Genomic DNA, 13,305 nt, shown 5'->3' with positions numbered 1-13,305 from the left:
GTAGCCCGAAGGCAAACGGGGGTGGTTGCAAAGTAAGCCAAGCCCCCGCTAACTTACAAAGTCAGAATAGTGAATTCTACCCGCCGGTTGAGCCGCCGTTTTTCTTCCGATTCGTTGCTGGCGATGGGTTTGCTGGGCCCCCAGGCCTTGGTTTGAATGCGGGCTTCTGTTACGCCTTTCCCCATCAAATACTGTTTGACACGCTGTACCCGATCTTCAGCCAGTTTCATATTCAGGTTCCACTCACCCTGATTATCAGTATGTCCTTCTACCAGGATAGTCATAGACGGGTATTGCGCCAGTAAGCTCGTGAGTTGATCCAGTTCGGCCTCAGAACCGGGGAGCAGTTCGGCTTCGCTCTGCTGGAAAAGCACGCCACGCAGCACGACCTTGGCACCTGGCTGAATGGGCATCACATACAGGTTTCGGCGGATATCGCGGAATCGCTTGTCACGGCTCAGGTCCAGCGTTTCTGTCATGGGGAAGTAGCCATCTTTGCGGGCCGACAGTTTATAGGACTTCTGGGTAGGGAGCACCATTTTGTATTCGCCGGTTTCCGGGTCATACTCTACTTTGCTGAATTCCTTGTCATTCTCGAGTAAGCCCGACACCACTTCGGTCGGTACTGGCTTTTTGCTGATGGCGTCGAGCACCTGCCCCGACACGATCGCCACTGGCTCCGGGCGAATAGCGGGGTACAGTTTCAGACGGAAGATATCATCTTCACCCATTGAGCTGGCCCGTGAACTTAAATAGGCATACTCACCCGAAGCGGGAATCGTGAAATAACCATCCCATTTATCCGTATTCACGGCGGGCCCCAGATTTTCCGGGGTTGACCAGTTCGTCCAGCTATCATCCAGCCGATGGGTCACAAAAATGTCACCCTGTCCAAAGCCGGGATGTCCTTCCGACGTGAAGTAAAGCGTTCGGTTGTCGACAGCCAGGAACGGGGCACTCTCTTCGGCGGCCGTGTTAACCACCGTTCCCAGTGATTTTGGTTCACTCCAGGTGAGGTCGGGCTGCCGGAACGAGACATACAGGTCGCGGTCTCCTTCGGTTTCATTGCGTTGGAGGGCCAGGAGCATCGTCAGCCCATCGGGCGAGACGGTGATCTCCATCTGAGGAGCTTTTACCTCCTGGGCACCTGATTCGGCCGTTTGGCGCGTGTAATTGTTTGTGATTTTACATTCGCGGGGAAACGACCAGCCGCCTTTCGAGAACGTTGATTTGGAGACCCCGAAATTCAAACTACCATCTGGCTTATACACATTGAGGAGGTAGATCGTTTTACCGTCGGGCGAAATACCACTGATGGCATTGTTGTCCGCATTGTTGATAGGGGGACCGATATTTTTCGCTTCACCCCAGCTTCGGTCCGCGTTGAGGGTAGCATACCAGACGTCCTGCGTTTTCGGGTTGCCGATATTGCCTTTGTTCACCCGTGTCAGATACAACGTCCGGCCGTCGGGCGAGATGACGGGGGCTACTTCCTGGCCTGTTGAATTGATGTTGGGGCCCAGGTTTTCTTTCTCGAGCGTTTTGGGTGTATTCGGGGCTACGCTGACGCTGACCACGACGGGTTTTTCGGCAGAGGTGATGCCAATGGCGTCGATCTGATTGACCCCTTTCGTGCGACTCGGGTTGATAATCACCTTCACCTGTTGACCCACCAATGAACTATCCTGGAGAATGATCCGAAGCATCGGGTCAATTGCCTTGTCATTGGCCCGTTGCGCTGCCTGTTTTTCCGAAAAAATGATATGCGCCTGATTCTTCGTGTCGTAAACAATGACCTGTACGACAGCCCCCGGCGTACCTGACTCGGCCACCAGTACCTGCCTGATTGGCTGCGGGCGCTGCATGGCCACCTGAATGTATTCTTCTGTGTTGCCGTCTATGTTAGCGGGTGTCCAGGCACAGGGTGTACTTTTTACCAGTTGAAGCACGCTGGGTGGCCCCAAGGCCTGCGAGGCCTTCTGCTGTTTACCGCCGCCTTCCCCCCGGCCTTCAGACGAAACGCTTATTACCTTGTCGGCCCACTGGATCGTCTGGCTCATTCCCATAACCGGAGCAAGCAGCCAGAGCAGACACAGCCAGTGACAGCTTACCCGTACTGTGCGAAAAGAATGAGGCTGATCAGAACGCATATAGTTGATAAAGAGTAGATTAATTAGTCATAACGTGATATTCCCAGGGTTTGAGCGTCATGGTCATCCCGGCCTTTAATTCCATCGGCTTGTGCTCGAATACATCCGTATATAAACCGGCATAGCCATCGCTGCCCAGTCGAATGGTCTGTAATTGGTTACTCAAATTAATAACCACGGCAATGCGATCGGTATCGCGCTGCCGGAAAAAGGCATAAACCTGGTCGTCATGGCCAGTCGGGATCTTTACCAGGTCACCGCCTTCCTCGCCGTTCCATAACGCCCGGTTACGATGTTTCAGCGTTAATAACGATTTGTAAAAGGTTGCGTCGGTATAGGTGCCCCACTCGATCGGGTCCTTGTCAAAGAAAGACAGGCGCCGGTTGAGCCCCGATTCCATGCCGTTATAGACCAGTGGCATACCGTTAAAGGTGCTGGTCAATACAACAAAAGCCTTGCTGCCTGCGCCAAACGATTCAGTCAGTGTACCGTTCCAGGAGTTTTCGTCGTGATTTTGCGTAAACTGCATCTGATAAGCCCAGTGAGGGTACAGTTTCTTGCGTGAGGCCAGCAGGGAGTCAATAGCGGTAGCCTTGGCGGATCCTTTGGCAATCTTTTTCAGCAGCGTGTGCATGGCCCAGCCGTAATTCATATTGAAGCAGGAGCGGAAGTGGTTTGGCTCAGCCTCCCATTCGGCCAGCATAAAGACAGGCTTGATCTTGTCCAGCGCTGGCCGGACTTCCTGCCAGAAATCGTTCGGCACAAACCCGGCCACATCCATCCGGTAGCCATCAATATCGGCCTCACGTACCCAGAACGTCATGGCATCGACCATCGCCGCCCGCAGATCAGGGTTGTTATAGTTTAAATCGACCACATCATCCCAACCGGTAGGTTTCCCGTTTTCGTCGAGGGGCGACGTCATTTTTCCATTCACCTGTGTATACCAGTCCGGATGTTGCTTCACCCAGGGATGATCCCAGGCCGTGTGATTGGGTACGTAGTCGAGAAGAACGCGCATCCCCAGATCGTGAGCGCGCTGCACCAAGTGTTTCAGGTCATCGAACGTACCCAGTGCAGGATTGATCGTTTTATAGTCAGCTACTGAATAAGGGCTTCCGAGGGTACCTTTCTTCTTCTCCACACCGATCGGGTAAATAGGCATCAGCCAGACAATGTCAACGCCCAATTCCTTGAGGCGGGGTAGTTGATTTTCCACGCTGACCAAATCGCCTTTGGCCGAAAACTGCCGCACGTTCACTTCATAAATGGTCGCGTTTTTAGCCCACTCAGGAGCGGGAATGGCAGGGGCGATTTGAACAGTAGTGTCTGGGCTGGTTGTGGCAGTCCCCGACAAGGTACTGGTCTGATCGGCTGTTTGCTCGGATCCGGTTCTGCACCCGCCAACGATCAACGTCAGAGCGAAAAGAGCCGTAAAAATAAAAGTACGTGTCATTGGTGTCAGTTTCGGTACGGTGAGCCCAGACTCAACTGGGAAATCCTACTGCTACAAAAGCGATTAGGCAAGGGCGGTTGTCGGTTGAGATTTTAATTGCTTCATGGCGGCCAGCGGATCGGTTGCGCCAAAAACGGCTGTCCCTGCCACGGCATAGTGGGCACCGGCCGTCACGACTGAGCCAACGGTGTGCAGGTCGATACCACCATCGACACCGATCAGGGCCGGGCTGCCTGCTTCCAGTAGCAATCGCCGCATTTTTTGAATCTTGGGAATAGACAGTGGTAACAGTTTTTGGCCACCGAAACCCGGATTAATGGTCATGATCAGCACCTGATCAAACGCATCGGTCAGGTCGGCAAGTGCGTCAACGGGCGTTTGCATATTCAGCGCTACACCCGCCCGGCATCCGGCCTCCCGAATCTGGGAGAGGGTCCGGTGCAAATGGGTACAGGCTTCGTAGTGGACGGTAATCGCGGCGGCGCCGGCTTTGGCAAAGGCGTCGATGTAGCGTTCGGGCTGGACGATCATCAGGTGAACGTCGAGCGGTTTTGTGGCGTGGCGGTGGACGGCTTCCATCACGGGAAAGCCAAACGAAATATTGGGAACAAAGAGGCCATCCATTATATCGATATGGAACCAGTCGGCTTCACTGCGATTAATCAGTTCGACATCGCGTTGTAAATTGGCAAAATCGGCGGCCAGTATCGACGGAGCCAGTAGTAAATTGGTCTTCATGAACTCGTGAGCAGGCGTGTTTATGACAAATACGCTTGCGGACTGTAAAGCTAAGTCTGTAAAACTAAGTTTTTTTGCCTGAATGCCGAAACCCGGCCATCTTCGTAACCGAATTCAAAACGGCACCGCGCGTACCGCTATTGCCTCTTTATCCATGTCTCCACAAGACCGTATTCAGGAGCTGACCAAGCTGCTCAATTACTACAACGACCAGTATTATCAACACAGCCAGTCTGTTGTTGATGACTTTACGTTTGATAAGCTGCTGGCCGAACTCCAGGCGCTGGAACAGCTCCACCCAGCTTTCGTTCAGCCAGATTCGCCTACCCTGCGCGTTGGCGGCACGATCAGCAATGGTTTCTCGACGGTTTATCATCGTTTTCCAATGCTCTCGCTCGGAAATACCTACTCTGAAAGTGATCTGGCTGAGTTCGACGCACGGGTTCGTAAAGGGCTCAATGGGGAGGCATTCGACTATATATGCGAACAAAAATTTGACGGTGTGGCCCTGAGTATGACGTACGAGCAAGGCCTGCTTGTGCAAGGAGCTACTCGTGGCGACGGGGTTCGTGGCGATGATATTACCAACAATATCCGTACCATTCGGACGATGCCGCTCCGCATAACGGCTGATGAGGCGCCCGCCTTGTTTGAGGTACGTGGCGAAGGTTTTTTGCCGCTGGCCGAATTTGAGCGGATCAACAAAGAGCGTGACGATATTGGTGAGCCCCTATTGGCCAATCCGCGCAATGCAGCCTCCGGTACGTTCAAGCAACAGGATTCGGGGGCCGTAGCTAAACGACGGTTAGACTGCTATATCTATTCGTTTCTCTCTGACGAAGCCATTTTTGCCACGCACGAAGAGAGCCTGCAAACCCTGGCTACCTGGGGGTTCAACGTATCGCCCACCTGGGAGAAATGCGCTGATCTGGAGGCGGTTATGGCCTACATTGCCAAGTGGGAAACCGAACGCTTTACGCTGCCGCTCAATACCGATGGGATTGTGATCAAGGTGAATCGCTACGATCAGCAGCGGGAACTTGGCTACACGGCGAAAAGTCCGCGCTGGGCGATTGCGTATAAATACAAGACCGTGGCGGCAGCCACCACCCTCCACCGGGTGAGCTATCAGGTGGGGCGCACGGGGGCGGTTACCCCGGTGGCGCACCTGTCGCCGGTCTTGCTGGCTGGAACCGTAGTGAAACGGGCTTCGTTGCATAACGCCAATGAAATTGCCCGGCTTGGTATCCGATTGGGCGACACCGTTTTCGTCGAGAAAGGAGGGGAGATTATTCCGAAAGTGACGGGCGCAGACCTGAGCAAACGACCTGACTCGGCGCAACCGATCCTATATCCCACCCATTGCCCAGCCTGTGGGACCACGCTGATACGGCGCGAGAATGAAGCGCATTTCTACTGCACCAATGACAAGCATTGCCCGCCTCAGCGGCAAGCCCGGTTCGAGCATTTCATTCAGCGGAGGGCTATGAACATTGAAAGTCTTGGCGAGGGGAAGATCGAACTGCTCATCGATCGCGGATTGGTGGAAAGCCCGGCTGACTTATATGAGCTGACCACCGAAAAATTGCTGGGTCTTCAGAAGACGTACCCAGCGGCCCCGATGGTGCGCGACGAGGGGACTGGCCTGCAGCCGACGGAAGAGCCGGGAAAAGCGCGCACGGTCAAGTTTGGCCAGAAAACGGTTGATAATATTCTCTCGGCCATTGAACGGTCGAAGTTGCAGTCTTTCGCCAATGTGTTGTTTGCGTTGGGGATCAGGTACGTCGGCAGCACTACCGCCGACCGGCTCGTCGATTATTTTGGCTCGATTGATGCGCTGATGGCCGCTCCGCTCGACACCCTTTCCGGGGTGCCTGATGTTGGCCCGCGCATTGCCGAGAGTGTTTACCGCTGGTTTCAGGACGATGAAAACAAGGTATACATTGAGCGGTTACGCGCGGCTGGGATAACCTTTGTCTCCGAGAAGAAAGAAGTGGCTCAGGAAAGTGAGGCGCTGGCCGGCAAGACGTTCCTCTACACCGGTACGTTTGCTCATTTCAGTCGTGAGTCACTTGAAGAGCGTATTGCGGCTAATGGGGGGCGTTTGTTGAGTGGCGTGTCTAAAAAACTGAATTACCTGATCGTTGGCGACAATGCCGGGCCATCCAAAGTACAGAAAGCCCAACAGTTGAATGTTCCTCAGATTAGCGAAGATGAATTTTTGGCCATGCTGGGTTAAGTGTCAAGTTGCCGGCGACTTGACACGCGACGCCTGAAACCTGAAACTTAACTCGTACCTTTGTAGAGGCCAATATGACCTTTACCTGCTCATGCACACACAGTTTCACGGTGTGGGTGTTGCCATCGTAACACCTTTCAATGCGGACCATTCCATCGACTTCGACGGATTTGGCCGAATTATCAATCATGTCTCAGACGGAGGCGTGCGGTATTTTGTGCTTCAGGGCACTACAGGTGAGTCGCCGACGGTGACGAAAGCTGAAAAAAAGCAGTTGCTTCAATACCTCAAGGAGAACAATCCCCGGAAGCTGCCCATCGTCTTTGGCGTTGGTGGCAACGTGACGGCCGATGTTGTAGCCGGCATGAAAGATATCGACTTCGACGGTGTTGCTGCGATTCTGTCTGTTTGCCCGTACTACAATAAACCAGGCAAACGGGGCGTAATCGAGCACTTCACCCGCGTAGCCGATGCCAGCCCTGTACCCGTCATCCTCTATAATATTCCGTTCCGGACGGGCATCAATATGTCGGCGGAAACGATTATCGAACTGGCTCAACACCCCAATATCATTGGCGTGAAAGAAGCATCGTGCGTCATTGAGCAGTGCCTGGAAATTGCGCGCGATAAACCGGAGGATTTCCTGTTGATCTCTGGCGATGACGTACAGGGCGTGCCCATCATCAGCATTGGTGGGGTAGGGGTTATGTCGGTGATTGCCAACGCGTTTCCCGCTCGTTTCTGCGGACTTATCGATGCTGCGCTTCAGGGAGACTTCCGCACGGCGAGCCGTGAATTAGGCCATTTCCTCCGTATCGATCCACTGTTGTATGAAGAGGGCAATCCCGTGGGCGTGAAAAAAATTCTGGAACTCTGTGGCCTGATCGGTTCTGATGTTCGCCTTCCGCTTATGAAAGCATCTGATGATCTGGGCGACCGCATGAAGGCTGTGCTTCAACAGGATCACCTGCTGGAACTGGTTGCCTGATCGTTGTTTTAAAAGCCGGGGGAGTCGCTATTTCTCCCGGCTCCCTACTTCATCGATAGCCCCACCGGTAGCACTCTTGCCGGTGTGTTGCCAATCCGCCTAGAAAAGGTATGGCTTACCACCTGACCCAACACTTTTTTGTTGGCCGGTTATCAACGTACCTGAACAGTCAGACAAAATTCTGTGTTCATCAGACAAATGTCTATCTTTGCAGGCTATAACCGACTAGTTATATGGTAGTTCAGGATCGAAACAGACTGGTATTGGCGGCCTTGCGGGGGGTACCCGCGCTGCTGTTCTTCGAAATGGCCGACAAAACGGGCTATCGTCGCGAGCAGGTAGCCGAAGTATTCGACACATCCCTAAAAACATTCCAGCGCTATGAGCGGGAGCAGCGCAACCTCAATCCACAGGATAGCGAGAAGGTGCTAAAAATTCAGGCGTTGTTTAGCCGGGGTACCGATGTCTTTGGCTCGGCCGAGGCCTTCAGACGGTGGATGGATAAACCCGCTTTTGGCCTGGGCGGACAAATTCCATTCAACCTGTTGCATACCTCCGGGGGGATAGACCTGATTATGGATGAACTCGTCCGTATCGACTACGGTGATCTGGCCTAGCAACTGCTTGTGGAAGTGTATCGCATTACCCGCGCCATTTATACGAACCAGTTGGTGGCTTCTGGCGGAGCAGCCCGCTGGAACACCCGGGGACGTTTCGTGATCTATACCGCAGGGAGTCGGCCGCTGGCGTGCCTGGAGAACGTAGTTCATCGGAGCGGCGAAGGGTTGCAGGAGTTGTTCAGGGTAATGGTGATCAACGTACCTGACACGCTGCCTGTTGATACCATTACCCTGGTTGAGTTGCCGACCGACTGGGCCGATTATCAAAATTATGATGAGTGCCAGCGTAGGGGAGAAGCCTGGTTGAGCCGCGGGCGTTCGCCGGTCTTGTGTGTCCCCTCGGCGATTGTTCCTCAGGAGTGGAACTACTTGATTAATCCTGCCCACCCCTTGTTTTCACAGATCGATTTAGTGCGTACAGAGGCCTTCGCTTTTGATCCACGGCTGAAAGCCTAGCAGCGCTTTTCGGAGCTAACCAGCTGGAAAGCAGGCAGTCGTTCAGCAGCCTGTTGAAAGGACTGTTTTAGATGGCGGATAATTGTATTTCGGTAAGAATATAAGGGTGTTCCACGGTCGGAAACGTAGCTGGCTCAGCCGGCCACAAATTTGCTTACATACGCCGTATTAATGGGCATTTGCGGCTTTATTTTCTATTCTGCCAGGAAATTTGTATATTTGTATATAGTCCTTCCGTGTGGAACGGTTGGGCAAAAATTGCAAATTTTCGCGAAATTCCCCCCTTCCGTTTATGGCAGAACAGACTCCCGAAATGGAGAATCCCCGCAACATTGTCCCCATTAATATTGAGGACGAAATGCGTGGCGCATACATCGATTATTCGATGTCGGTTATCATCTCCCGGGCCTTGCCCGATGTGCGTGATGGCCTCAAGCCCGTTCACCGCCGTGTATTGTTCGGTATGGCCGAACTGGGCGTAAACTATAACAAGCCACATAAGAAATCAGCCCGTATCGTTGGTGAAGTGCTGGGTAAATACCACCCGCATGGCGATGCATCCGTGTACGACACCATGGTACGTATGGCACAGGATTGGTCGCTGCGTTACCCGATGGTCGACGGCCAGGGTAACTTCGGGTCAGTCGATGGCGACTCACCGGCCGCTATGCGTTATACCGAGGCTCGCTTGAAGCGGATTGCCGACGAAATGCTAGGCGATATCTACAAAGAAACGGTTGATTTCCAGCCCAACTTCGACGATTCACTCGAAGAGCCAACCGTAATGCCGGCTAAACTGCCCAACCTGCTGCTCAATGGGTCTTCAGGTATTGCGGTGGGTATGGCTACCAACATGGCGCCGCATAACCTTACCGAGATTGTCGATGGGATCACGGCTTTTCTGGATAATCCAGATATTACGATCGACGAACTGATCAAGTTTGTGGTTGCTCCCGATTTTCCAACAGGAGGTACTATTTTCGGCATGAGTGGTGTTCATTCCGCGTTCCATACGGGGCGGGGGCGGGTCGTTATTCGGGCCAATGCCACCATCGAAGAAAACCGGGGCAAAACGCAGATCATCGTTACGGAGATTCCATACATGATCAACAAGTCGGTCATGCTTGAAAAAACGGCCGATCTGATCAACGAAAAGAAGATCGAAGGTATTTCGGCCTTCCGGGATGAATCGGACCGTGACGGTATGCGGGTGGTGTACGACATTAAGCGGGATGCCAATGCCAGCGTGGTGTTGAATAACCTCTATAAGCATACCTCCCTGCAGTCCTCGTTCAGTATCAATAATGTGGCGCTTGTGAAAGGTCGCCCCATGATACTGAACCTCAAAGACATGATGCGCTATTATGTAGAGCATCGCTTTGAGGTCATTACCCGACGTACCCAGTACGAATTGCGCGAAGCAGAGAAGCGGGCACATATATTGCTTGGGCTGCTGATTGCCCTCGATAATATCGATGCGGTGATTGAACTGATTCGTTCGTCGAAGGATGCTGAAGTTGCCAAGAATGGCCTTATCGCGAAATTCTCGCTGTCAGAGATTCAGGCTAAGGCTATTCTGGAGATGCGTCTGCAACGGCTAACCGGCCTGGAGCGCGCTAAAATTCAGGGTGAGTATGATGAACTGATGGCCGCCATTGCCGACTACAACGACATACTTGCCCGGGAAGAGCGCAAACGTCAGATTATCAAAGATGAGCTGGCTGATTTACGGGCCCGTTATGGTGATCCAAGACGTACTCAGATTAATGCGCTGGGTGATGGAGATCTGGACGATCTGTCGTTGATCGATGATGAGGAAATGATCATCACTATCTCGCACGAAGGGTATATCAAACGGACACCACTGACTGAGTACCGCCAGCAGGGGAGGGGCACAAAAGGCTCGAAGGGAGCCTCTTCGAAAGATGGTGATTTTACCGAACACCTGTATTCGGCCACCATGCATAATACGTTGCTGATCTTCACCCAGAAAGGGCGCATGTATTGGCTACCAGTGTACAAGATTCAGGAAGGTGCCCGGGATGCAAAGGGCAAACCGCTGCCGAACTACATTCAGATCGATAGTGATGATAAAGTACGGGCGGTCATTAATGTCAAGAACCTTGATGATCCCGATTACATCAAGAATAACTTCATTGTCATGTGTACCGAGCAGGGGACCATTAAGAAGACCTTATTGGAAGCCTATTCAAACGTTCGCCGGACCGGGATTATCGCCATTACGATCGATGAAAGTGATCGCCTGCTCGATGTCGTAATGACGAATGGAGATAATGACCTGGTTATTGCGTCGCGTGCGGGTAAAGCCGTTCGCTTCCATGAAACACGGGTTCGTCCTATGGGTCGTACAGCGGCTGGTGTAAAAGGGATTACGCTGGATGACGAGGCAGAAGATGATCGGGTGATTGGGATGGTCTGTATCGGGCGTCCGGACGCTCAGTTGCTGGTTATCTCGGAAAACGGGTATGGGAAACGTTCACCAATCGACGAATATCGGGTCACGAACCGGGGCGCGAAAGGCGTCGGTACGTTGAAAATCACGGACAAAGTAGGCGCCCTGGTCGGTATCCTCCAGGCGTCGGATGAAGATGATCTGATGGTCATTAACCGATCGGGTATCTTACTGCGTACACCAGTCCATGCCATCAACGTAATTGGCCGTAATACGCAGGGCGTACGCATCATCAAGCTGCGGGAAGGAGACGCTATCTCGTCGGTAATGACTGTGTTGCGCGACGAGGTAGAGGCCGCCGACGAACTGGCGGAAATGCCTGTAACGGACGAGCCAACGCCAGACGTAGCTGAGTAATTTGGTAAACAGGCGGTAAAACGAGTAGTATTCTGAGCCTTCGGTTTAAACCGAAGGCTCTTTTTTCTGTCAAAATGCCGGGTGAAATGTGTATTTTCGCCCTATTGTTGAACAAAACATAGTAACAGACTACATGGCACATCAAACGATGGCACATTCCATGACACATTCCATGAAAACCATGATGGCCGTATCGGCCGCGACGCTTTTATCGGTGTCAGCAATGGCCCAGAATAAAGCCCTTTTATTCAAAGAGCAGGGTGCCCTGGATAAAGCTAAAACGGAAATCGACCAAAACGTTACTGACCCAAAGCTGACTACGAAAGCTAAGACATGGGTTAGCCGGGCTCAGATCTATGAAGCCATTGCGAATGATGCCAAGGCGTCGGCACTTGATTCAAATGCAGCCATGGTAGCCTACGATTCGTATAAGAAAGCGCTTGAGGTCGAGCCAAATGGGAAGATGACCAAAGAGATTAACGATGCGTTATCGGGTCAGATGCTGTATTCGGCGATGATGAACCAGGGTATTCGACGGTACCAGGCCAAGAATTACGATGGCGCCTATACGGCCATGTCGATGGCTACCACAATTAATGCTAAAGACACCACTGCTCCCATGTATGCGGGTATCAGTGCACAGCAGGCAATGTCAGCGAAAGGCGAGGGGGCTAACCGCGCTGAGTACATGACAAAGACGAAACAGCAATTTGAAAAATACGCCGAGAATGGTGGTCGTGATGTAACAATTTGGGCTAGTCTGGCGCAGATGTACAATAGCGATAAAGAGACAGATAAGGCCCTGTCGACGTTAGACCGTGCCATGAAGCTATTCCCGAGCAATCGGGATCTGGGAACTACCCGTGTAAGCATTCTGCAGTCTTCGGGCCGTATGGACGAGGCCATCAACAGCATGAAAGAGCTGTATGAGAAAAACCCGAATGATGCACAATCTGCGGTGAATCTGGGCATCATGTATGATAACAATGCACAGCAGATATCGGCCGATGCCAAGAAAGCATCCGATGATGCCAGAAAGGGCGGTAAGCTGAGCAAGAAAATGGCCGATGAAAAAGCCCTGCTGGATACGTATATGAGTGAGATTGTTCGCCTGACTGCCGCTATCAAGAAGCAGCCGAAAAGCGCTGATTTGAAACGTCAGCTGGCCGATGTACAAGCTAAGGTAGCCGAGCAGAAAACTAAAATAGCCGAAATTGATCAGCAAGCAAAAGCTGAAGCGGCGAAGGGGGTAGATGGTGCTGCCTTGCAGGCAAAAGCAACCGAGTTGACCAAAAAGGCAAATGACACTAAAGCCATTGCCCGTGACTACTACATGAAGGCGCTGAATACGGATGCGAATAACTTTGAAGCCAATTTCAACATGGGCGTAGGGATTTTCAACGATGCCGTAGAAATGAAGAGCGAAGTTGATAACATGAGCATGGCCGAATACACCAAGAGCGGAAAAGAAGTTGAAGGCCGGGTATGTGGCAAATTCAAACAAGCGCTGCCTTACTTCCAAAAAGCGAAGGCTGTGAAAGCCGATGATTCAACGCTGAACAGTACGCTTGAGCAGCTTGAAGGTATTCTGAAGCAATTCGAAGAGAAGAAAGTAGCCTGCACAGATCCAGGTAAATAGACTAAAAAAGGGAGGCTGACGAGGCTTCCCTTTTTTAGTCTATTTATTACTTAACATAATATAAATTATAAAACTAAATGAATGGACGTTATCCACGCTCTATCCACAACGTATCCACGTGAAACGTTAATGTGTTACTAGAGAGTGAGTTACCTAAAAAAGGCGTCCTACACACTGTAGGACGCCTTT

General features: G+C 52.1%; 9 protein-coding genes. 6 read left to right on the top strand and 3 right to left on the bottom strand.

The features are described 5' to 3' along the window. Positions 1 to 53: 53 nt before the first annotated feature. From ACAW75_RS03260 to rpe, 3 genes are all read right to left on the bottom strand, one after another. Positions 54 to 2,150: an OmpA family protein gene (locus ACAW75_RS03260; RefSeq protein WP_370727240.1), complete on the bottom strand. Its 2,097-nt coding sequence runs from the start codon at positions 2,148 to 2,150 to the stop codon at positions 54 to 56. A 19-nt stretch (positions 2,151 to 2,169) separates the two neighbouring features. Then, positions 2,170 to 3,606 (bottom strand): alpha-amylase family glycosyl hydrolase, encoded by a 1,437-nt coding sequence (locus tag ACAW75_RS03255; protein ID WP_370727239.1) that lies wholly within the window; start codon positions 3,604 to 3,606, stop codon positions 2,170 to 2,172. A gap of 63 nt (positions 3,607 to 3,669) precedes the next feature. Beyond that, positions 3,670 to 4,344: a ribulose-phosphate 3-epimerase gene (gene rpe / locus ACAW75_RS03250; protein WP_370727238.1), complete on the bottom strand. Its 675-nt coding sequence runs from the start codon at positions 4,342 to 4,344 to the stop codon at positions 3,670 to 3,672. A 154-nt stretch (positions 4,345 to 4,498) separates the two neighbouring features. Between rpe and ligA the strand changes: the two genes are divergently transcribed. From ligA to ACAW75_RS03220, 6 genes are all read left to right on the top strand, one after another. Beyond that, complete coding sequence (ligA, locus tag ACAW75_RS03245) at positions 4,499 to 6,583, top strand: NAD-dependent DNA ligase LigA (RefSeq protein ID WP_370727237.1); 2,085 nt, start codon at positions 4,499 to 4,501, stop codon at positions 6,581 to 6,583. 91 nt (positions 6,584 to 6,674) lie between these two features. Further along, positions 6,675 to 7,571 (top strand): 4-hydroxy-tetrahydrodipicolinate synthase, encoded by an 897-nt coding sequence (gene dapA, locus ACAW75_RS03240; RefSeq protein ID WP_370727236.1) that lies wholly within the window; start codon positions 6,675 to 6,677, stop codon positions 7,569 to 7,571. Between the two features lie 233 nt (positions 7,572 to 7,804). Then, positions 7,805 to 8,188, top strand: coding sequence for an Xre family toxin-antitoxin system antitoxin (locus ACAW75_RS03235; RefSeq protein WP_370727235.1), 384 nt, complete (start codon positions 7,805 to 7,807; stop codon positions 8,186 to 8,188). A 9-nt stretch (positions 8,189 to 8,197) separates the two neighbouring features. Beyond that, on the top strand, positions 8,198 to 8,647 hold the full coding sequence (locus ACAW75_RS03230; protein ID WP_370727234.1) for an RES family NAD+ phosphorylase: 450 nt from the start codon (positions 8,198 to 8,200) through the stop codon (positions 8,645 to 8,647). A 292-nt stretch (positions 8,648 to 8,939) separates the two neighbouring features. Beyond that, on the top strand, positions 8,940 to 11,477 hold the full coding sequence (gyrA, locus tag ACAW75_RS03225; protein ID WP_370727233.1) for a DNA gyrase subunit A: 2,538 nt from the start codon (positions 8,940 to 8,942) through the stop codon (positions 11,475 to 11,477). Positions 11,478 to 11,637: 160 nt separating this feature from the next. Continuing rightward, positions 11,638 to 13,116 carry a tetratricopeptide repeat protein gene (locus ACAW75_RS03220; RefSeq protein ID WP_370727232.1) on the top strand — a complete coding sequence of 493 codons (1,479 nt, stop codon included), beginning with the start codon at positions 11,638 to 11,640 and terminating at the stop codon, positions 13,114 to 13,116. Positions 13,117 to 13,305: the final 189 nt, after the last annotated feature.

This window comes from Fibrella arboris, assembly GCF_041321095.1.
Taxonomy (GTDB): Bacteria; Bacteroidota; Bacteroidia; order Cytophagales; family Spirosomataceae; genus Fibrella; species Fibrella arboris.
This window is presented reverse-complemented; position numbering and strand designations above follow the sequence as displayed.